Source organism: Actinomyces sp. HMSC075B09 (genome assembly GCF_001812395.1).
In the GTDB taxonomy this organism is placed as follows: Bacteria; Actinomycetota; Actinomycetes; order Actinomycetales; family Actinomycetaceae; genus Gleimia; species Gleimia europaea.
On the sequence record NZ_KV808735.1, the window covers coordinates 244,867 to 265,000 of the forward strand.

At 56.4% G+C, this 20,134-nt stretch carries 19 protein-coding genes and 1 riboswitch; of the genes, 18 read left to right on the forward strand and 1 reads right to left on the reverse strand.

Translation table 11 applies throughout. The features are described 5' to 3' along the window. Positions 1-5: 5 nt before the first annotated feature. From gmk to hisG, 12 genes are all read left to right on the forward strand, one after another. A complete protein-coding gene (gene gmk / locus HMPREF2854_RS05680; protein WP_070620395.1) occupies positions 6-563 on the forward strand; it encodes a guanylate kinase in 558 nt (185 codons plus the stop codon). 30 nt (positions 564-593) lie between these two features. Continuing rightward, complete coding sequence (rpoZ, locus tag HMPREF2854_RS05685) at positions 594-863, forward strand: DNA-directed RNA polymerase subunit omega (protein ID WP_016443576.1); 270 nt, start codon at positions 594-596, stop codon at positions 861-863. A gap of 4 nt (positions 864-867) precedes the next feature. Beyond that, positions 868-2,118 (forward strand): bifunctional phosphopantothenoylcysteine decarboxylase/phosphopantothenate--cysteine ligase CoaBC, encoded by a 1,251-nt coding sequence (gene coaBC, locus HMPREF2854_RS05690; protein ID WP_070620212.1) that lies wholly within the window; start codon positions 868-870, stop codon positions 2,116-2,118. 7 nt (positions 2,119-2,125) lie between these two features. Then, positions 2,126-3,313 carry a methionine adenosyltransferase gene (metK, locus tag HMPREF2854_RS05695; protein ID WP_070620215.1) on the forward strand — a complete coding sequence of 396 codons (1,188 nt, stop codon included), beginning with the start codon at positions 2,126-2,128 and terminating at the stop codon, positions 3,311-3,313. A gap of 91 nt (positions 3,314-3,404) precedes the next feature. After that, on the forward strand, positions 3,405-5,384 hold the full coding sequence (locus tag HMPREF2854_RS05700; RefSeq protein WP_148130909.1) for a primosomal protein N' family DNA-binding protein: 1,980 nt from the start codon (positions 3,405-3,407) through the stop codon (positions 5,382-5,384). 45 nt (positions 5,385-5,429) lie between these two features. Further along, positions 5,430-6,368: a methionyl-tRNA formyltransferase gene (fmt, locus tag HMPREF2854_RS05705; protein ID WP_070620221.1), complete on the forward strand. Its 939-nt coding sequence runs from the start codon at positions 5,430-5,432 to the stop codon at positions 6,366-6,368. Further along, positions 6,368-7,801 (forward strand): transcription antitermination factor NusB, encoded by a 1,434-nt coding sequence (locus tag HMPREF2854_RS05710; protein WP_070620224.1) that lies wholly within the window; start codon positions 6,368-6,370, stop codon positions 7,799-7,801. The genes fmt and HMPREF2854_RS05710 overlap by 1 nt, the downstream gene beginning before the upstream one ends. Before the next feature lie 5 nt (positions 7,802-7,806). Further along, complete coding sequence (rpe, locus tag HMPREF2854_RS05715) at positions 7,807-8,475, forward strand: ribulose-phosphate 3-epimerase (protein ID WP_070620227.1); 669 nt, start codon at positions 7,807-7,809, stop codon at positions 8,473-8,475. A gap of 47 nt (positions 8,476-8,522) precedes the next feature. Beyond that, positions 8,523-8,641: riboswitch (FMN riboswitch) on the forward strand. Between the two features lie 63 nt (positions 8,642-8,704). Beyond that, the gene (locus tag HMPREF2854_RS05720) at positions 8,705-9,490 is read left to right on the forward strand and encodes an ABC transporter permease (protein ID WP_070620230.1); all 786 of its coding nucleotides are present in this window, start codon (positions 8,705-8,707) and stop codon (positions 9,488-9,490) included. 17 nt (positions 9,491-9,507) lie between these two features. Then, positions 9,508-10,536 carry an ABC transporter substrate-binding protein gene (locus tag HMPREF2854_RS05725; RefSeq protein WP_070620233.1) on the forward strand — a complete coding sequence of 343 codons (1,029 nt, stop codon included), beginning with the start codon at positions 9,508-9,510 and terminating at the stop codon, positions 10,534-10,536. Between the two features lie 66 nt (positions 10,537-10,602). Continuing rightward, positions 10,603-10,866, forward strand: a complete 264-nt coding sequence (locus tag HMPREF2854_RS05730) for a phosphoribosyl-ATP diphosphatase (RefSeq protein ID WP_034507902.1) — start codon at positions 10,603-10,605, stop codon at positions 10,864-10,866. Continuing rightward, entirely contained in the window at positions 10,866-11,711 is an 846-nt protein-coding gene (gene hisG / locus HMPREF2854_RS05735) for an ATP phosphoribosyltransferase (RefSeq protein WP_070620236.1), read from the forward strand. The genes HMPREF2854_RS05730 and hisG overlap by 1 nt, the downstream gene beginning before the upstream one ends. A gap of 16 nt (positions 11,712-11,727) precedes the next feature. Here the strand turns inward: hisG and HMPREF2854_RS05740 are convergent, their stop codons facing one another. After that, positions 11,728-12,846, reverse strand: coding sequence for a DUF3866 family protein (locus HMPREF2854_RS05740; protein ID WP_070620239.1), 1,119 nt, complete (start codon positions 12,844-12,846; stop codon positions 11,728-11,730). Between the two features lie 29 nt (positions 12,847-12,875). On the opposite strand from HMPREF2854_RS05740, the gene HMPREF2854_RS05745 reads away from it, so the two are divergent. Genes HMPREF2854_RS05745 through lnt form a run of 6 tightly spaced genes read left to right on the forward strand, consistent with a single transcriptional unit; the run spans position 12,876 to position 20,088 of the window. Then, positions 12,876-13,766, forward strand: a complete 891-nt coding sequence (locus tag HMPREF2854_RS05745) for a helix-turn-helix transcriptional regulator (RefSeq protein WP_070620242.1) — start codon at positions 12,876-12,878, stop codon at positions 13,764-13,766. Next, the gene (locus tag HMPREF2854_RS05750; protein ID WP_070620245.1) at positions 13,766-14,698 is read left to right on the forward strand and encodes a helix-turn-helix transcriptional regulator; all 933 of its coding nucleotides are present in this window, start codon (positions 13,766-13,768) and stop codon (positions 14,696-14,698) included. Before HMPREF2854_RS05745 ends, HMPREF2854_RS05750 begins: the two co-directional genes overlap by 1 nt. Before the next feature lie 38 nt (positions 14,699-14,736). Continuing rightward, a complete protein-coding gene (gene tatA / locus HMPREF2854_RS05755; protein ID WP_070620248.1) occupies positions 14,737-14,931 on the forward strand; it encodes a twin-arginine translocase TatA/TatE family subunit in 195 nt (64 codons plus the stop codon). 11 nt (positions 14,932-14,942) lie between these two features. After that, entirely contained in the window at positions 14,943-15,767 is an 825-nt protein-coding gene (gene tatC / locus HMPREF2854_RS05760) for a twin-arginine translocase subunit TatC (protein WP_070620251.1), read from the forward strand. Next, the gene (locus HMPREF2854_RS05765; protein WP_070620254.1) at positions 15,764-18,532 is read left to right on the forward strand and encodes a DEAD/DEAH box helicase; all 2,769 of its coding nucleotides are present in this window, start codon (positions 15,764-15,766) and stop codon (positions 18,530-18,532) included. Before tatC ends, HMPREF2854_RS05765 begins: the two co-directional genes overlap by 4 nt. After that, the gene (gene lnt, locus HMPREF2854_RS05770) at positions 18,529-20,088 is read left to right on the forward strand and encodes an apolipoprotein N-acyltransferase (RefSeq protein ID WP_070620256.1); all 1,560 of its coding nucleotides are present in this window, start codon (positions 18,529-18,531) and stop codon (positions 20,086-20,088) included. Before HMPREF2854_RS05765 ends, lnt begins: the two co-directional genes overlap by 4 nt. Positions 20,089-20,134: the final 46 nt, after the last annotated feature.

Sequence of the window (20,134 nt, forward strand, 5' to 3'; positions counted from 1 at the left end):
ATGCCATGAATCACCAGCATCTTACGGTTTTATTAGGTCCTAGCGCGGTTGGCAAGGGGACAGTGGTTGCTCGCCTATTGGAGTTGCACCCGCAGGTTTTCTTGTCAATCTCGGCAACAACTCGCGATCCTCGCCCCGGTGAGGTTGATGGAGAGCACTATCGCTTCCTCTCTCGCGAGCGCTTTCTCGAGCTCGTTGCAGAAGATGCTTTCTTGGAGTGGGCCGAGGTTCACGGTATGAACTATTACGGGACTTTGAAGGCTCCGATTGAAGAGGCTATTGCTGCGGGACGCCCGGCGCTATTAGAGATCGACCTTGCAGGGGCAAGGCAGGTGCGCGAGCAGATGCCCGACGCCCAGTTCATTTTCCTGGCCCCTCCCTCGTGGGAGGAACTGGAAGCGCGGCTGCGTGGCCGCGGCTCTGAGACGGAAGAGCAGATGGCGCGCCGCCTTGACACTGCTCGTGTGGAGATGGATGCCGCGAGCGAATTTGACCATATTGTGGTTAATGACGAGGTGGATCACACAGCGCGGAAACTGGCTAGTCTTATGGGCTTAGCGTAGGATTGTTGCGTTACGAAGCTAGGAGGATTCATGACGGGAATCGTTGCCCATCCTGAAGGTATTACGTACCCACCGATCGACGATCTGATGGAGAAGGTCGATTCGAAGTACGCGCTGGTTGTATTTGCTGCCCGCCGCGCAAGGCAGATTAACTCTTACAACCTGCAACTTGAGTCGAACATGGTTCAGTTTGTGGGCCCGGTTGTCCCGGTTGAGGCTGATGACAAGCCGCTTAGCACCGCGCTTCGCGAGATCAACGAAGGCCTGTTGATTATGGAAGAGGCCCCGGACGCCGAGTAACAGATTGACAGCTCTTAACAATGCCGGCACGCCACCCCGGCGGATCATCGTTGGGGTGGGGGCCGGCATTGCCGCGTATAAGGTGGCTGGCGTCGTACGTCATTTCGCGAAGGCGGGTGACGACGTGCGGGTTATTCCCACTGCGGCTAGCCTACACTTCGTTGGGAAAACCACGTGGCAGGCACTTTCTGGTTCTCCCGCCCACACCGACGTTTTTGATGGCGAAGCCGGGGTAGACCACGTGGAGGCCGCCCGAGGTGCAGACCTGATTGTGATTGCGCCAGCAACGGCTGATCTGATCGCGAAGATTCGCGCCGGTATAGCCAGCGACTTGCTCACCACTACGGTGCTTGCCGCTACATGCCCGATAGTTGTAGTTCCGGCGATGCATACCGCCATGTGGGAAAACGCTGCAACGCAGGACAACATTCGCGCTCTGAAGGAACGCGGGTTGCATGTAATGGCACCTGCGGTTGGTGATCTGTCCTCGGGGGACAGGGGCGCGGGCCGCATGCCCGAACCAGAAGCTATTTGCAAGTTTGCTGAAGCCGTATTAGCAGAAGAAACCCCCCTTCAAGAAAAGGACTTAGCCGGGGTGCGGGCCTTCGTGACTGCCGGAGGCACGCGCGAGGCCATTGACCCCGTGCGTTTTATTGGTAACCACTCCAGTGGTAAACAAGGTGCTGCGATTGCGCGTGCTCTTGTGGAACGCGGCGCTGACGTCACCGTGTTCGCCGCAAATATTGCTCCCGGTGTGATACCTGACGGCGTGACGGTTGTAGATACTCCCTCGGCAACTGAAATGTACGAGGCTGTCCAAGGCGCTGCCGCAAACTTCGACATCGGGTTTTTTGTGGCTGCGGTTGCGGATTTCCGCCCGCAACAAAGCTGGGAACAAAAGGTTAAGAAGACCAGTGATAATGAGGACGGATGGTCCTTGCAGCTGGTTAAAAATCCAGATATTTTGCGCGAAACTGCAAGCAAGTATCCGCATCTGCTGTGCTTCGGTTTTGCCGCAGAGACCGGTGATGAGGCGCAAGTTTTAGAGTTTGGCCGTGCTAAAGCCGGGCGTAAGGGCGCCCGTTTTATCGCGATCAACCAGGTAGGCAACGGGCAAGGATTTGGCACCGAAAACAATCGTGTGACCGTGGTGGATGCTGCGGGGACAAAAGTTTTGTCCGTGGCTGGAACTAAGCTTCAAGTGGCTCGAGAACTGGTAGAACTTGCAGCCACGCAGCTAGTTAAGAACAACTGAGGTACAAATGAAAGCCGCTCCACTATTTTCTTCTGAGTCCGTCACTAGCGGACACCCGGATAAGGTTTGCGATCAGATTGCCGATGGCATCTTGGATGCCGCTTTGGAGTATGATCCCAAAACGCGTTCAGCCGTTGAGGTAATGGCAACCACTAACCGCGTGATTGTTGCGGGAGAGCTTTCAACAACTGCCGAGCTGGATGTCGAGCAGATCGTGCGCGAAGCGGTTGAACGGATCGGGTACACGCAAGAAGGCATGGGTTTTGATGCACGCACCCTGCAGGTGATGGATATTCTCGATCAGCAGTCTCCCGACATCGCGCAGTCGGTGGATCGCTCAATAGAAGCTCGAGAAGAGTCCTCCGGTGATCTGCTCTCTCTCCAGGGAGCGGGAGACCAGGGCCTCATGTTTGGCTATGCCTGCGACGACACGCCAGTGCTCATGCCGTTGCCGATTTACGTGGCCCACCGGCTCGCTAGTCAACTTGAACAGGTTCGCCGCACTGAGATGAGCGGGCTTCGCCCGGACGGTAAAACTCAAGTTACGGTTCGCATGGAAAACGAGCAGCCGGTCAGCCTGGACACGATTGTTGTATCCACTCAGCATGATGACGCTTTATCGCTTGAGCAAATCCGCGAGGGCGTGAAAACCCTCGTTGTGGATCCGGTGCTGGAACAGGTTGGCCAGCGCTTTGACACTTCGGAAGCGAAGCTGCTGATTAACCCATCAGGCCGCTTTGTGGTTGGAGGCCCCGCGGGTGACACGGGAGTTACAGGACGCAAGCTCATCGTTGATACGTACGGCGGATTTGCGCGCCACGGAGGCGGCGCGTTCTCGGGCAAAGATGCTTCTAAGGTGGATAGGTCTGGCGCATACGCAACGCGTTGGATTGCGAAGAACATTGTTGTAGCCGGCTTGGCTCGCCGCTGTGAGGTGCAAGTTTCCTACGCGATTGGCCGTGCGGAACCAGTTGGGCTACACATCAACACGTTCGGTACGGGCTGCGTTTCTGATGACCAGTTGCTGAGCGCAGTAGGTCGAGTTTTTGATTTGCGCCCTGCGGCAATCATCGAGACGCTACGACTAAACGAGCCGGGCTTTACGGCCGTATCGGCGTACGGTCACTTCGGGCGCGAGGGCGTTACTTGGGAGGACACTTCTAAGGCAGACGAACTACGCGGCGTTGTCGGCTGATTAATTCTCAAGCCAGGTAATAGGACCCCTTGAATGGGGTCCTATTACTTTGAGCAAAATAAATGTCTGCGGTGCACGATACGATTAAGCCATGTCGAATCAGCCTGAAGCACTACTGGGAAGACGAGTGGCCCGTGTGCTCGTCGATACCGCGGTGCCTCACCTAGACAGGCTCTTCGACTACGAGGCTACAGGCCAGCCGGTCCAGGTAGGCTCACTCGTGCGGGTGAAGCTCGCAGGGCGAAGAATGAATGGTTTCGTCCTTGAAGTCGGCGAAGATTCTGACTTTAAGGGCAAACTTGCGCCTGTAGAGCGCGTGGTTTCCGCAATACCGCTAGTGGATCAGCAGATGATTACACTTGCTCAAGACCTCGCAAAACGCAATGCTACCGCTGTCTCTAAGGTTCTGACAGCCATGGTGCCAAGCAGGCACGCGGGGGCGGAAAAGGCGTTTATTTCCGGCTGGAGCAATGAAGTAGCTGATGTCAGTGATCCCACGGGAGGCGAGTTTTCCTCGTCGTGGAGCTACTATGCGGGAGGCCATGCGTTTCTTGAGCGTATTGGCAAGGGCGAATCTCCACGCGCTGTGTGGCTTACGTTGCCGAGGGTGCTCCCTGCGCGATTGGAGCATCACCCGCTGTTAGATCTTGTGGAGGCAACCGCGAGGTCTGGGCGGCGCACGCTGATTGTGGTGCCTACGGCTCGGGACGTGGATGCGATGGAAGCCGTTTTTGCGCAGACGCACTGGAGGGTGGTCTACCAGCGGGCATCTGATTCACAGTATAAGAAGTACCGTTCCTATCTGGAGATTAGAGCGGGTGAGGCCGACGTGGTGATCGGCACGAGGTCTACCGTTTATGCGCCCGTGCCTAATCTGGGTTTGATTAGTGTATGGGACGCGGGCGATGACAGGCTGACTGACCAACAGGCGCCGTACTTGTCGGCTCTCGAGATCGCGATGCGCAGAGCACACTTGCAAGGATGCGCCCTGGTGAGTGCAGGTCCGTCGATTTCTGTACCAGAAGCACAACTGGTGCGCTCCGGCTGGGCAGCTCCGCTAGTTGCAGACCGAGAAGTTACCCGCTCTAAAACGGCAATCATTGAGGTACCCGACGAGTTTGATATGGAACGAGAAGGTCCTGCCGGCCACTCGCGGATTCCTCCCTCGGTACAAAGTTTCATTCGCACCTCATTGGACGTAGGTCCCGTGCTGGTGCACGTTCCAACCGGCGGATATGTGTCGGTCATCGCCTGTAGCCGTTGCGATCAAAGCGCACGGTGTAATGCTTGCCATGGGCCGCTACGGGCGTTCGCAAACGGGGGACTGTCCTGCATGTGGTGTAACCGTCCGCAGGTGGGTTGGAGATGCGTCAAGTGCGGTAGCTCAAGTTGGCGATCGGCCCGGGTGGGATCAGTGCGAACTGCCGAGGAATTCGGGCGTGCTTTCCCTCGGACCATTATCGAAATGTCCAGTGCAGATACGCCCGTTACCGAGTTTGTGAAGCCGAGCGGAATAGTAATCGCCACACCGGGCATGGAGCCCGTTACGCCCGGAGGGTATGCGGCCGTGGTTGCGCTAGACGCTTGGGCAATCCTGGGACGCCCGGAACTTTGGGCCCCCGCTGAAGCGATGCGCAGGTGGATGAACATTCATTCACTGGCTAGGCCAGATGGCAAAATGATCGTGGTGGGCGTTCGTGATCCGATGATTCGTGGCTCGCTCGTGCGCCGCGACCCTCTCGGATTCGCAATGCAGTTGCTGGATGAACGTGAACTGCTCGGTTTTTTCCCCGCTGTGTGCATGGTTGCGATCGATGGAGACAGGAAGAACGTTGCTTCTTTTATTGAGGAAGTAAACGTGCCCGGTAGGTGCCAGCTCGTTGGAGTGGCGGCCAGGGAGGGACGTGACCTGCAAAAAACATACGGCCGCGATCAAAGCCGCGCCATTTACAGGTGCCCGTGGGATGCAACGCCAACCTTCATTGAGTCGGTGAAAGCTACTCAAGTTGCAAGAAGCATGGGCCGTAAAGGCGCGGTAAGCGTTCATGTGAACCCCGCGAGCCTTCTTTAATATGCGCCAGACAGATTCAAAGACCAATCAAGATAGACTATTAGAGTGAAGATCCTTTTTGCTGGCACTCCAGAAGTTGCAATCCCAACGCTTGCGGCCTTGACCGAATCCGATCATGAGGTTGTGGGTGTACTAACTCGTTCGCCCGCTCGGCGAGGTCGTGGCCGAACTCTCTACCCGTCAGAAGTGGGAGAGTGGGCCAGTGAGAATGGCCTCCACGTCATTGAGGCGGATTCGTTCAAAGACCCGCAGGTTTTGGAGCAAGTGCAAAAAACCGGAGCTCAGCTCGGCGTTGTTGTGGCCTACGGAGCGATTATTCCCAAAACCGCTTTGGAAGGCCTCGACCACGGTTGGATTAACCTGCACTTTTCGGCTTTGCCACGCTGGCGTGGGGCCGCGCCGGTTCAACGCGCTATCGAGGCGGGCGATACGGTTACTGCCGTTGACGTCTTCCAGCTGGAAGAAGGGCTGGATACCGGACCGGTGCATTCAACTCGGCCGGTAGAAATTGACCCCGATATTAGCGGCGGCGAGCTACTTGCCGAACTAGCGCAGATTGGGGCTAAAGACGTTGTGGACGTGGTTGATTCCATCGCAATGGGCATTGCGAACCCGCGGGTGCAAAACGAGAGCGGAGAAACCTACGCCCACCGTATTACCCGTGACGATTTGCCAATCGACTTCACTAAACCTGCACTGCAGGTACACAATCAGGTGCGTGCATTCGCGCCCGCTCCCGGTGCTTACGCGATGCTTCCTGACGGGAAGCGACTAAAAATTCTGGCAACGAAAATGACGGATCAGCCAGGTGGAAAACCAGGCGAGCTACGTATAGAAAAGAACGCTGTATTCGTTGCGACCGCAGACGCATGGCTGGAACTGATTACCGTGGCGCCGGCTGGTAAATCACATATGGCAGCAGCTGATTGGGCCAGGGGAGCCAGGCTAGAGCAAGGCGCGGTTTTGAAAGGCAAGGAGAACTGATGGAATATCGCCGAGATAACAGACCTCCTCGGGCGCGTCGCCCTCGCGGCGTAGAAGATTCGCGCCGAGTCGCCTACGAGGCGCTGCTCAAAATTGAAACTGAAGGCGCTTACGCAAACCTCGTGTTGCCGCCCATGCTCACCAAAGCCCGGCTATCTCCGCGTGACGCGGGTATGACAACCGAGTTGGTTTACGGCACGCTTCGATACCGCGATCGCATCGACTGGGTGCTAAGCCAATGCATGAACCGCAAGATCGCGGATGTGGATCCAGAGGTCCGCGCTATTTTGCGGATGACAGCCCACCAGATCCTGCATATGCGTGTACCCGACCACGCTTCGGTTGCCGAGGCGGTAGAACTTGCAAAACAGGTAGGTGAGAGGGGCAGCGAGAAGTTTGTAAACGGTGTAGCGCGCTCCGTGGCAGAACACTCACCGGCCGAGTGGGAAAAGCGGATGCAGCGCATCGAGAACGATGCCGAGCGCCTCTCTATCATCTACTCGCACCCCCAGTGGATTATTCGGGCGCTGGCCAGTGCTCTGCGGGCGCACGGGCGCGACCCGCGTGAACTGGAAGACCTACTGGCGGTAGACAACGTGAATCCTTCCGTCACGCTGTGTGCGCGCCCAGGCCTGATTCTGCCGATCGATCTGGCCGAGGACGTGGAGTATTTCTTGAAGACCAGCGCCCGCCCAGGTGACTACTCCGAATGGGCGGTAGTTATTGGGGGAGGAGACCCCGGGCGTCTGCCAGAGATTCGCGATGGGCGCGCAGCGGTGCAGGACGAGGGCTCGCAGCTTGTGGCCACGGCTTTCGCCGAAACCGAGGTGGAAAATGACGATGTGCGGTGGCTCGACATGTGCGCTGGTCCCGGAGGGAAGGCAGGCCTAGTTGGCGCAATCGCGGATGCCAGGGGAGCACACCTTGTAGCCAACGAGGTATCAGAACATCGCGCGAAGCTAGTTGAAGCTACAACTCGCCAGCTCACTGGGGTTACTGTACAGGTGGGCGACGGGCGAGACCTGGGCGGAGAGAAGTTTGACCGCATCATTTTGGACGCCCCGTGCACGGGCCTGGGCGCTCTTCGCCGGCGTGCAGAATCACGTTGGCGCAAGCAGATTACCGACGTTGCAGACCTCGTGAAACTCCAGAGCGAACTAATCGATTCTGGCCTTGACGCACTGAATGTAGGTGGTGTGCTCGCGTACATCACCTGCTCGCCTCACAAACAAGAAACCATCGACCAGATGGAACGCATTACCGGCAGAGAGGAATTTGAGTTCCTTTCCGCTGCCTCGGCAATTGACCAAATCTCAATGACTGAAATTGAACTAACCCGCGTGAAAATGGGTAAGGGAGACGTCGTGCAATTGTGGCCCCACGTTCATGGCACGGACGCCATGTTCCTTGCCCTTATCAAGAGAATTAGGTGAGAAGAATGAAACCAACCATCAGCCCCTCGATCCTCAACTGCGATATTGCAGACCTTGCCGGAGAGCTACACAAAATTCGCAACGCAGACTTCGCGCACGTGGACATCATGGACAACCACTTCGTGCCAAACCTTACGTGGGGTCTGCCCGTTGTGGAGGCCGTGATTGCTAAGGACATCATGCCGGTGGACTGCCACCTGATGATTGAAGACCCGGACCGTTGGGCGCCCGCATATGCCGAGGCAGGTGCTGCCTCGGTGACCTTCCACGCCGAAGCCGCCAAAGCACCGCTACGTCTGGCAAATGAGATCCACAAGCAGGGTGCCAAGGTTGGATTGGGTTTAAAACCAACCACGGACATCCACGACTACGTGGATCTCTTGCCTTCATTCGACATGATTCTAGTCATGACGGTAGAGCCTGGTTTCGGCGGGCAACCGTTCTTGCATTCGCAGATGAAGAAGATCGGCCGTGTACGCGAAGCCGCGAAGCAAGCTGGCGTAGAGATCGCAATCCAGGTAGATGGCGGCGTGAATCGGGAGACCATCCAGATTGCAGCCGAGGCCGGAGCAGATGTTTTTGTTGCAGGCTCAGCCGTATTCCGCGCGGAAGATGCATATGAGGAGGTCGAGCAGCTTCGCCGGATAGCGTCCGAGGCTATGCACGCTCACTGAGAAAATGTGCTGGGCAAGTATTTTTTGTGCTTGCCGTGTAACATTGGATTGTGCTCCGGGGTCGGTGTAATTCCGAGCCGGCGGTTAAAGTCCGCGAGCCGCTACGGCGGTTGAGCTGGTGAAACTCCAGCACCGACGGTTAAAGTCCGGATGGGAGGAGCTCGCTTATCTTAAGCTGGCTTGTGCCTTGTCTGCCCGGACGAGTTAATCGAGGAACGGACAAGATAGCGTGTCAACCCGGCCAGGCCGCAGACGCCCAGCAGTGCTCACGTTTGGAGCGCCCCTGGTGTTTGGGCTCTTTTTGCTCCTTTGCTGGTGGCTGATCACCATTCAAGAGGGCGTAGAGAGCTGGATGCTTCCCAGCCCTGCCGAGTTCGCTACGCGTCTTATCTCATCGTTGTCTAGCACCGCTTTGTGGCAAGCACTTTGGGTGACGCTGAAGGAGGCCGCACTCGGCTCATTCTTCGGTGCCCTCATTGCGCTTCCCATGGCTTACCTGATTTACAGGTCCCAGGTGTTCTCAGCTGCGGTGGAACCATTCCTCGGCGCTACGCAGGCGATCCCCGCGATCGCGCTAGCTCCGCTACTCGTCCTCTGGGTCGGTTACGGCACGAGCGCCATAGTTGCACTATGCACACTGATGGTTTTCTTCCCCATTTTGGTCTCGACCACGGTCGGGCTACGCCACCTTGACGTGGAAGTCATGGAGGCAGCCAGACTCGACGGAGCATCCGGGCTAACTCTACTGCTCTACATGGAAATCCCCCTCGCACTACCGTCAATCCTGGCTGGTCTGCGCAATGGTTTCACCCTGTCGGTGACCGGCGCTGTCGTTGGAGAGATGGTTATGGGAGGGGCCGGACTTGGAACGGTCCTCACCGTGCAACGTAACAGTTTAGATACAAGCGGAATGTTTGTGACTATCTCACTTCTGTGCGTAATGGCGATGACGGTTTATTCCTTGATTTACACGGTGGAGCGCAAATCGAAGCTCGTTAATACATCTCGTCGATAGTCTTGGAGAGGAAAATAATGTTTTTGAAGCGGCTTGCACTACCAACGTTGGCACTTAGTGCGCTCGTTCTTGCCGGGTGTTCGTCGCCCGCTGAAGGTCCGGCACAGGCTCCAACTGAGGGCAGTGAGAATACCGCCAGCCCCGTCACGTTGGGCCTTACCTACATCCCAAACGTCCAGTTCGCTCCCGCATACGTAGGCGTTGAGGAAGAATATTTTGCAGGCGAGGGCGCCGATGTGACGATCCGCCACCACGGATCCGACGAGGGCTTGTTCACGGCCCTCTTCGCAGGTGAAGAGGACATGGTGGTGGCCACTGGTGATGAGATGGCTATTGCGAGGTCACAGGGTATGGACCTGGTATCTGTGGGCCAGTATTACGCGAAGTACCCGGTGGTGGTGATTGTCAAGGAAGACTCGGACATTAAGACCTTCGAGGACCTGCGCGGGCGTAAGGTTGGCCTGCCGGGCGAGTTCGGTTCCAACTGGTACGGCCTGCTGTCTGCCCTGGCCGCGCACAACATGAGTGTGAACGATATTGAGCTGACTTCGATTGGTTTCACCCAGCTCGCTGCTCTCCAGGCAGGAGAAGTAGAGGCTGTTGTGGGCTTCACTAATAACGATACGGTCCAGTTTGGACTTGCGAATGTGGGTGTGCGTGAGCTTGAGATGTCGCCAGAAGGCGGGCTACCGCTTATCGGTGCGAACGTTGTTACGACCTCGAAGTTTGCTAGGGAGAATCCCGACTTGGTCAAGGCAGTTCTGGAAGGCCTTCGCCAGGCTAAGCAACTGTGTGTTGATGACCCGGATAAAGCTGTTGAAGTGACCAAGGGGTACGATCCGAATCTGTCTGCTCCCGGTGCAACGGACGCGGCAAAGGCAACCCTCGTTGCTACCAATAAGCTGTTTGAGAAGGACGGCGAAGTGACGATGCGCCAGAATCTGGATACTTGGGCGGCCATGCTTGACTTCTTGGCAACGCAGGATGGCCTGCTAGCATCTGACGTTAAACTCGATGAAACGGTGACTAACGACTTCATTAAGTAGTTGGCTCAGTGTTCTACTGGTGGGCGCGGACTCGTTCCGCGCCCACTTTTCGTTATCATCAATTTCATGAAGACATTTGAGGAACTTTTCAACGAACTATCCACCAAAGCGGTAACGAGGCCGGAAGGCTCTGGAACGGTCGCGGAGCTTGATGCGGGTGTCCATGCGATCGGGAAGAAGATCGTTGAGGAGGCTGCCGAGGTGTGGATGGCCTGTGAATACGAGTCGGATGATGACGCCGCGCTTGAGATTTCGCAACTGCTCTACCACACGCAAGTAATGATGGTTAAAAAAGGTATTTCCCTAGAAGATATTTATAGGAAGCTCTAATGCTAAGAATTGCTGTTCCCAATAAGGGCTCGCTACACGAAGCCGCAGTAGAGATGCTGCGCGAATCTGGATACAAGGTAAACCGCAGAGGTAAGGAGCTCGTGCTCGTTGACAACCTCAACGACGTCGAACTGTTCCTGCTCCGCCCGCGCGATATTACGGTTTACGTGGGTAAAGGCACGATTCACGTCGGTATTACCGGACGTGACCTCCTGCTTGACTCCGGTGCGCCTGCCGTTGAGTTCCAACAGCTTGGTTTTGCCAAGTCAAAGTTCCGCTTTGCGGCTCCTGCGGGCAAAATGAGCGAGCTTATCGACATCGAGGGTAAGCGTGTGGCGTCCTCGTATGACCATCTTGTGAAGCAGTTCTTGGAAAAAGAGGGCGTTGACGCCGAGGTCGTGCACTTAGATGGAGCAGTAGAATCCTCCATTCAGCTGGGCGTTGCGGACGTGATTGCCGATGTTGTGGAAACTGGCTCAACGCTACGAGCCGCGGGATTGGAAGTGTTCGGTCCAATCCTGTTGCAGTCCGAGGCCATCTTGATTGGGCGTGAGGAATACCGCGACGATCCGCAGGTAAAGGTCCTCCAGCGCCGGCTGGATGGCGTGATGCGTGCCCACGCAAACGTGCTGGTCGATTACAACGTGCACGAGCGGGACATGGCTGCGGCAGTTGCGGTGGCGCCAGGTTTTGAATCGCCTACGATCTCGCCACTTGCTGACTCGAGTTGGCTGGCAGTGCGCGTGGTGGTTCCACGCGGCGACATCAACCGCGTTATGGACGAGCTCTATGATGCGGGTGCCCGCGGCATCCTGGTTACAGAACTTTCAGCCTCGCGCCTCTAGAGCACCTGTGGCCTAGTTAGCGGGGTTGCCGCCCACTAGCGGCGTAGATCCCAGCGGCACTTGCAGCGGCGAATGCGAGCGCGTCCTCGCTCAATCCTCTACTCATCGTTCGAAGTGGAACAGTTGTGTGTTTGAGACAGGCGAGGGCGCTCCTGCTACTCACGCGGTGCACGGTATGACTCTGCGCGATCGCTCGGGCGCCATTCTCAAGTGCTGTTTTAGCGGCCTCGGATAGGTTAAGAGAGTTGCTATCCACGATGGGCACGTCAAGCTGAATGAGCACCAGCTGGTTCAGCACTGAGAGCGTGTGGTGGGAGATCCCCAGGTGTTTTGGGCGTGGATCTGCCTGCGAGGCGCGCACAACGGGAATGGGTTTGCCGCCAAGAGCGTGCGCCACGTGGAGGGCCTGGGCGGTGGCCGTGCCAGAAAAGCCCCAACGGGTGGCGGTTCCGAGATTGCCGGGTCCTTGAGCCACCACTATGTAGTCGGCCTTCGCCACGTGGCGGGCGGCTAGGAGGGCTGATGGCATGGAGGCAGCCTCGAGGTCACCTCCGAAGCTTTGCCCGCTGGTGATAGTGCAATCGAGGTCTGCGCACTCTCTCATTTTTGCGATGCTCATGGAGAACGCGAGGGGGAGAGCGGCTGTGTCATCCCAGACGTATGCGATGCGAGAAGTAGGGTCTTGGCTGCGAATTCCTGCCACTACGGCAGGAACAGCGGAATGCAGGTCCGCTACAAGTACGGGAGCTCCTTCAAGGCAGGTGGCCTCAGCCATGATCTGATGATGCGGGGAGTCCGGCTCTTCAACGCTTTGCACAACGTGCTGGTGGGGCATGTAGCGTGCCTTCACGATGTGGCCGGCGGCGGGCAAGGAATCAGCGGGTAGTCGAGAGCCAGATAAGACAGTGGCATAACCTCCCGTGCCAAGGTTCTTTGCCAGTGCGGAGCAGTCGATCCGAATGTTATCGCCTAAACCGATTTGTCCAACCAGCTCAGTAAGAGCGACGGCGCGGACGGTTGTGCCAGGCAGAAAGCATGTAGCGCCTTCGGGCGCAGCCGTAATTTCTGCGTCGAGTTCGGTTGCGCGGCCCCAGGAACGCGCGAGTTTCAAGACCTTGGCATTTCGTTGCAACACACGCCTAGCATAGCGGTTAGGGTGAAAGCATGAATGTTGATACGTCGCGAGGACAGCGCCTTCTGGGCCTAATATTGGCTTTGTCTAAGCGTGAGCTCGGGCTGACCGCAACCCAGATTTTTGATCTCGTCCCCGGGTATGAGGTGCAGGGCTCGGCGCGTGAACGCCTGTTCACTCGCGACAAGGCTACGTTGAAAGACATGGGGTTCAATCTGAAAACCGGCGTGAATCACGAGGGTAATGAGATTTACATTCTTGAAAAGGGCACGGGCCTCGAAGCAGATTTGACGCCTACAGAAGAGCTTCTGGTCCACGCAGCCGGGGGACTTTGGTCAAAAGAAAGGGAGCCAAACTTCTCCGCTCGCCTGCACGCGATCTTGAATAATCCGGGAAGCATGCCGCAAACCAGTTTGAGCGGACTGCGAGCCGTGGCCGCATTCGCTCGGGCAGTGACCGAGGGAAAACCGGTGGCTTTCACCTATAACAAACCACATGGTTCAACCGTTAGACGAACGGTTGAACCGTGGTACTTGTTCCTCCAAGACGGCAACTTGTACATGTGCGGTTTTGATCGCGGGCGACAGGAGAAGCGTACTTTTAGGCTCTCTCGCGTCGACGAGGACAACATTGAGATTTTGGACGAATCCATCACTACAGCCCCTTCACCAGATGATGACCGCGGCCTCTTCCTTATTACGCCAGAACTTGCGATTAAAGAGGGCGCGGCCTTGCTGACCCGGCAGCACACCAGTCTTACTGAAGTGGAGGCTCCGCAGGGCTGGGAGATCCATGAGGGCAGAGCTGGTTCCCTCGGAATCTGGTTAGAGCGCCTATTGGGCGAGATCGACAATATCGTGGTCCTTGGGCCGCCCGCACTAGTGAGCGCAGTGGACCGCAGGATCGACGCATTGGGGGAGTAGTGGCTAATCCAAACAAAGACACGCTCATGTTCACGATCCTCGCCTGGTTGCAAGAGGTCGGTGGCGCAGAGGTAAGCGAAATTGCGGGCCGCTTTGGAGTGAGCGAAAGTTCAGTCCGCACCGCGGTGGTGACCTTAGGGGAAGCATGGTTTGGTGATGGGGCACCGGATGAAGACCTCGGCCTGGACTGGTTCATGTTTGAAGAGAGTAACTACGTCACTTTCCAAGACATGAACCGGGTGAGTGAAAAGATTGGTCTGTCTGATGATGAAACGATCGGTTTCGTAACCGGCCTTATCTTTTTGTCTTACCTTCTTCCCACTGACATGCGCGAGAGCACTTTCAGCGCGGCGCTTAAGCTGCTTGCCCCGCGCGGTCTAAAACTGGACTTTTCCAAACTGGTTTCTTTTGAGGATGAGCAGGTTGCAAGCCATCGCGAAACCATCCAGCAGGCGATTAGAGAAAGCGCTTCACTTCAGTTCAAATACGTGAGCAACGCAAATCATCTGAGTGAACGAAATGTGTACCCTTTGAGCCTGCGACAAGCTGGGCCAAATTGGATCGTGGAAGCAATAGATTTGGATAAGGCTGAAAAACGCGCGTTCCGCCTGGACCGGATGGAGAACATTCGCGCTGGTCAAGAGGTCGCATCCACGGAAGCCGGCGGGGAGGACCGAGGTGAGAAAGTTTGGATGTTTATCGAGCCGCGGGGCAAGTCTGCTGTAGAGACAAACGCGACTATCAAGCAGTACAACAAGAAAATGCGCGCGGTATTCGAAGTTTTCGACCAGCAGTGGATGGCAACGCAGATGCTGATGGTAGCTCCGTGGATTGAAGATACGAACCGGCCCGACATTTTAGAGGCGGCGAGAGAGCGGGCAAAGACGGCGCGTGCCAACCGTGACTTCTTTCGCGGTGAATGGAATCAGTAAAGTAGAATGAAGTTAATATTTCGTATTTTGGAGGAAACATGGGCGCATTTAAACCCTCGCACATCATTGTGCTTCTGATTATTTTGATCATCGTTTTTGGTGCGTCAAAGCTACCTGAGATTGCAAAGAACCTCGGTAAGTCCGCGAAGGTTTTGAAGAAGGAAATGAAGGAGCTAACGGACGAAGAGCAGCCTTCTCCAAAGCCTTCCGACTCGGATCAAGAAGATAAATAACGCTACAGGTTATGGCAAAGCTTACGAAACGTGATCCCGAGGGGCGAATGCCCCTCGTTGATCATTTAAGGGAAGCTCGGCGCCGCCTCATATACATCCTTCTAGGTATTTCGGTGGGGGCGGTGGTCGGCTGGTTCCTCTACCCCTACATTTTTGACTATATGTCGCAGCCCTTGCGTGATCTGCGTGCCCGTGGTGTGAGCGCGGATCTCAACTTTGAGACGGTTTCGGCCGCTTTTGATTTGAAGCTGAAAATTTCGTTGTTTGCGGGCTTTGTACTAACCACTCCGTGGTGGGTTTACCAGATCTGGGCTTACATTGCTCCCGCGTTGAAGAAGCGGGAAAAGATATACGCGGTGATATTCACGATCGCGGGTGCCATCCTGTTCGCTACGGGCGCAGGTTTTGGCATTTGGATCATGCCGCATGCGGTTAGTATCCTCACATCGTTCGCGCCAAACTCAGCTGTCATGCTTATGCGCTCCTCGATGTATTTCAGCTTCTACATGCGGCTCGTGATTGTGTTCGGCATATCGTTTTTGGTGCCCCTCGCGATGGTTGGTTTGAACCAGATGAACGTGCTTCGCGCCTCTTCGATGCTAAAGGCATGGCGCTGGGCGGTAGTGTCTGCATTCGTGTTTACAGCCCTTGCTAATCCGCTGCCTGACCCTTGGAATATGACGTTCCAGGCGCTAGCTATGTTGGCTCTCTACTTTGTAGCTGTGGGGATTTCCTATATTCATGACCGGCGACATGATAGGAAGATGGCGAAGGAAGAGGCTGAACTTGATGCCGCTTTGGCACGGCTGGACGCGAAGGATGAGAGCGCGGAATGAATCAGGAACTCTCCGCTGCCGAACGCTACCGGGCGGCGAAAAAACGAAACGAGTATGCGCGAACTGCGCGCGCCCAGTTTGCCAGTCAGTTTGATTTTGAGCTGGACGATTTTCAGCGCGCTGCTCTAGAAGTAGTAGAGGAGGGGCGTAGCGTTCTTGTTGCGGCTCCAACGGGTTCAGGCAAGACCGTGGTGGGGGAGTTCGCCCTGCACATGGCGCTACGCCGGCAACAGCGCGCGTTCTATACAACGCCCATTAAGGCGCTGTCCAACCAGAAGTATCTCGAGTTCGTGGCCGAGCTTGGCAGTGAAAATGTTGGATTACTAACTGGCGACACTTCGCTTAATGCAGATGCTCCCGTGGTGGTTATGACCACCGAGGTTGCGCGCAACATGATCTATTCGGGCACAGACCTAACCGATCTTGGTGCGGTAGTGCTCGATGAGGTCCACTATCTGGCTGATCGTTTCCGCGGGCCGGTGTGGGAAGAAGTAATCATTCACATGCCAAGCCACGTACAAATCGTCGCTCTTTCGGCAACCGTGTCGAACGCGGAGGAGTTTGGCGCTTGGATAGACCAGGTGCGCGGTGGTTGTAGCGTAATCGTGTCTGAGGTGCGCCCCGTCCCGCTATACCAGCACATGATGGTAGAGCGTAAGCTTTACGACTTGTATCAGCCCACCCGTGAAGGTGGACATGCGTTGCGCGGCAAGATTAATCCGCAGCTACGTCACGCCATCGCTAGGTCGCAGGGCATCCAGTCGCGTTCACCACATGAGGCTGTCCGTGGCCTGGCAGGCGGACGGCGAATGCGTGGAGCCGGACGCAGAGCCAGCCGCGTATCCAAGCCACAGATAGTGATTTCCCTTGAGCAGGCCCATCTGCTTCCCGCGATTTTCTTCATTTTTTCACGTGCGGGGTGCGAGGACGCCCTGGACGCGGTTTACAGCGCTGGGGTTAGTTTCACCACTCGGCAGGAGGCACAAGAAATCGCGGCGGTGGTGGATGAGGCCGTATCTTCACTGTCGGCTGAGGATCTCGGGGTTCTAGGTATTGCGCGATGGGTCGCCGCGCTAGAAGCGGGTATTGCCGCTCATCATGCGGGAATGCTACCGGTCATGAAAGAAACGGTTGAAAAACTTTTTGCCGCTGGTCTGATAAAGGTTGTTTTTGCAACGGAAACACTGGCGTTGGGCATAAATATGCCGGCGCGAACCGTGGTTCTTGATTCGCTCCGTAAGTTCAACGGCATTGCACACGTGGATCTTTCGCCGGGGGAATACACACAGCTGACTGGCCGTGCGGGTAGGAGAGGTATCGATGTTGAGGGCCACGCGGTGGTGGTGCACGGCTCCGATATTGTGCCCGAGGAGGTCGCATCCCTTTCCTCTAAGCGCACGTTCCCACTGATTTCTGCATTCCGTCCCACTTACAACATGGTGGTTAACCTGGCGGCTGCGGGAACGTTGGCACAGGCACGCGAGGTTATGGATGAATCCTTCGCGCAGTTCCAGGCTGACCGAAAACTGGTAGGGGTAGCGCGCGAAACGCGTCTAGCAAAGGAGCGGATGAAAGAGCTCGATCATGGTTTCGAGTGCGAGCTGGGTGATGCACACTCCTACTTTATTGCGCGCGATGACCTGACCCGGTTGCAGAAGGATTCAGCAAAACTGCGGGTGGCAAACCAGTCGGCTGACACTGCCCGCGCAATCGCAAAACTGCGCGTGGGTGAAGTGGTAGCACTACCGGGGCGCAAACGGAGTATTGATGCGATTGTGGTGCATGATCCGCGGCCGGGCCGAAACGGGCCGTCCGTGCAAGTAATTGGCGCGGATGGGCGCGTCCATATAGTCACTGCCGATTCATTCCCGCATGGAATCTCTGTTCTTGGCCACATGCGGATTAAGAAGAACCATATTCGCCGGCCTTCACGTTTCAAGGCGGCAATTTCTTCCGAGCTTAGGGCCATGCGTAAAGAGGGCCGTCTCGCTGAGCCCAAACGCAAGAAGATGCGTATCCCGCGTGCGGTTCAAGCTGAGATTGACCGCCTGGAGAGTAAGGTGCGTAACCATCCGGTGCACTCTTGCCCTGATCGTGACGAGCATGCCCGCATAGCGAGGGCTTGGCTAAGTGCTCGCCGAGATTATCTGCGTCTTGCAGACAAGATCGAGGCAGATACCTCCTCACTGTCGGATAGGTTTGACCGGATTGTGGATGTTCTGGATCGAGTAGGCGCATTGCACGGGGAAGAGGTTACTGAAGCCGGGCAGATTCTGCGTGGTATTTATGGCGAACACGATCTGGTTACGGCGTTGGCGATTCGCGCAGGGATTTGGGATGAACTCTCTCCCGCAGAGCTCGCCGCGGCCGTCTCAACGTGCGTTTTTGAGCCGCGTAAAGATCACGATCCCGAGGCGGACATCCCCGGTGGCCCATCCGGTGCCTTGGCCCGTGCGCTACGCGACTTAGAGCGGATTTTGAAAGATGTGAACCGGGCCGAAAACGACGCGCACGCGCCTAGCACCGGACCACTGGAGTACGGCATCATGCCGGCAATCTACTGGTGGGTGATGGGGGATGACCTCGCCTCTGCCGTGCGCAGCGCAGATTTACCGCCAGGGGACTGGGTGCGCTGGTGTCGCCAGGTGATCGACGCGCTTGGGCAAATTGCTTCGAGTGCTAGCGAACCATTGCGGACCAATGCACATACGGCCGCCGACTCCATCCGGCGTTCGGTAGTGGCGTTGGCTGAGGGCTCCGCATGAGCGGATATCTTCCTAAACGTCGCCGCTTCCTCGACTACACGCAAATCGCGGCCGCGGCGGCACTGATGTGGGCGGCATTTCCGGATCTTTCGTACTGGTTCCTGGTATTCCCGTCCATAATCCTCCTGGTTTCCGCGCTGGATAGGTCGAGGGCAGGCCGAGCCGCCTGGTATGGCTTCGTGTTTGGCCTCGGGTTTTTCTTACCCCACATATGGTGGGCTACGGTCTCGGTGGGAAGCTATTTGCCATGGTTCGCGCTGGCAACAGTGCAGGCTCTGTTTCTGGCCGTATTCGGGCTCGCGGTAGCGTGCATACGTCAGATTAGCGTGTTGCAACGATCTGCCCTGCTTTATGCACTAAGCGTAGGTCTGCTGTGGGTAGCAGTCGAACAGTTACGTGGCCGTGTGCCATTTGGCGGTTTCCCCTGGGGTTACCTCGCGTATTCGCAGGTTGATGCGCCTTTGCAAACGCTTGCCCCTTGGGGCTCGGAGGTCACAATCGGTCTCGTTATAGTGACCTCGTCAGTGTTGATTCGTCGCTCCATCTCTCTGGTGCCGTCACTAGACGCCAGGCCGCTTCAACGCGTGGGCGCGATAATTGTTGCCGCGTTGCTACTAGCATCACCGTTTATGCTCACCCTTGATGGACGCGCGGAGGCGGGTACTCTGCGTGTAGGCGTGATCCAGGGCAATATTGAGCTACCCGCGGATGCTACATTCAAGCAGTATTTGAAGGTCACGAAGAATCACGTACAGACCACCGAGGAGGCGCTGGCTTCCGGTATGAAAGCGGACGTGATCTTGTGGGGCGAGAACTCGATGGACCGCGACCCGCGTAGTGACGCTAAAGCGAGGGCAATGCTGGACCGGCTGGCAAAGCGTGCCGGTGTACCCCTCGTTGTAGGCGTGGTGCGCTATGAGGACGAAGCTCGCTGGAACGAAGCCCTAGTTTGGTATCCCGATGGTTCTGTAGGCGACATATATACAAAGCAGCTGCCTGTACCCTTTGGTGAATATATACCGATGCGCGAGTACCTGTCGATCCTGTCGAAGGAGACTGCGAAGGTATCTACCGATATGCTCCCGGGTACTAAGCCGGGCGTCATGAAGGTTGATTTGGCGGATCAAGAGCTCACGATGGGCGTTGGAATATGCTTCGAGGCCGCTTACGAACGCATTTTCAGTGAGGCCACGCAGCTGGGCGCGCAGATGTTGTTTGTTCCTACGAATAATTCGTCTTTTGGCTATACCCCGGAGTCCACGCAGCAACTCCAGATGGTGCGATTGCGGGCCATGTCAATGTCGCGCACCGCCATGCAGGTTTCCACTAATGGAGTATCGGCTATCGTGCGACCCAACGGAACCGTACTCAAAGTTACTGACCTTTACCACGCCGATTGGATTGTTGAAGAAGTGCCCCTCCGTACCAGCCTCACATTCAGTGCAAGGTGGGGCGAGTACCTGAATTATGCGGTTATGACACTGGGCGGACTCTTGATGCTTGCGGGGTTTATACGAACTGTTTCCAGGCGTAGTGAAATAAGGTACGCCCGCTAAGTTCAACAAATCGTAACCCTGTTGCAGTTGTGGCTTAACTTGGGCG

What these genes read in the sequence shown, in the direction of transcription:
- gmk (WP_070620395.1), top strand. Translation starts at nt 6, where the DNA reads ATGAATCACCAGCATCTTACGGTTTTATTAGGTCCTAGCGCGGTTGGC.
- rpoZ (WP_016443576.1), top strand. Translation starts at nt 594, where the DNA reads ATGACGGGAATCGTTGCCCATCCTGAAGGTATTACGTACCCACCGATC.
- metK (WP_070620215.1), top strand. Translation starts at nt 2,126, where the DNA reads ATGAAAGCCGCTCCACTATTTTCTTCTGAGTCCGTCACTAGCGGACAC.
- HMPREF2854_RS05700 (WP_148130909.1), top strand. Translation starts at nt 3,405, where the DNA reads ATGTCGAATCAGCCTGAAGCACTACTGGGAAGACGAGTGGCCCGTGTG.
- HMPREF2854_RS05710 (WP_070620224.1), top strand. Translation starts at nt 6,368, where the DNA reads ATGGAATATCGCCGAGATAACAGACCTCCTCGGGCGCGTCGCCCTCGC.
- rpe (WP_070620227.1), top strand. Translation starts at nt 7,807, where the DNA reads ATGAAACCAACCATCAGCCCCTCGATCCTCAACTGCGATATTGCAGAC.
- HMPREF2854_RS05725 (WP_070620233.1), top strand. Translation starts at nt 9,508, where the DNA reads ATGTTTTTGAAGCGGCTTGCACTACCAACGTTGGCACTTAGTGCGCTC.
- HMPREF2854_RS05730 (WP_034507902.1), top strand. Translation starts at nt 10,603, where the DNA reads ATGAAGACATTTGAGGAACTTTTCAACGAACTATCCACCAAAGCGGTA.
- hisG (WP_070620236.1), top strand. Translation starts at nt 10,866, where the DNA reads ATGCTAAGAATTGCTGTTCCCAATAAGGGCTCGCTACACGAAGCCGCA.
- HMPREF2854_RS05745 (WP_070620242.1), top strand. Translation starts at nt 12,876, where the DNA reads ATGAATGTTGATACGTCGCGAGGACAGCGCCTTCTGGGCCTAATATTG.
- tatA (WP_070620248.1), top strand. Translation starts at nt 14,737, where the DNA reads ATGGGCGCATTTAAACCCTCGCACATCATTGTGCTTCTGATTATTTTG.
- tatC (WP_070620251.1), top strand. Translation starts at nt 14,943, where the DNA reads ATGGCAAAGCTTACGAAACGTGATCCCGAGGGGCGAATGCCCCTCGTT.
- HMPREF2854_RS05765 (WP_070620254.1), top strand. Translation starts at nt 15,764, where the DNA reads ATGAATCAGGAACTCTCCGCTGCCGAACGCTACCGGGCGGCGAAAAAA.
- lnt (WP_070620256.1), top strand. Translation starts at nt 18,529, where the DNA reads ATGAGCGGATATCTTCCTAAACGTCGCCGCTTCCTCGACTACACGCAA.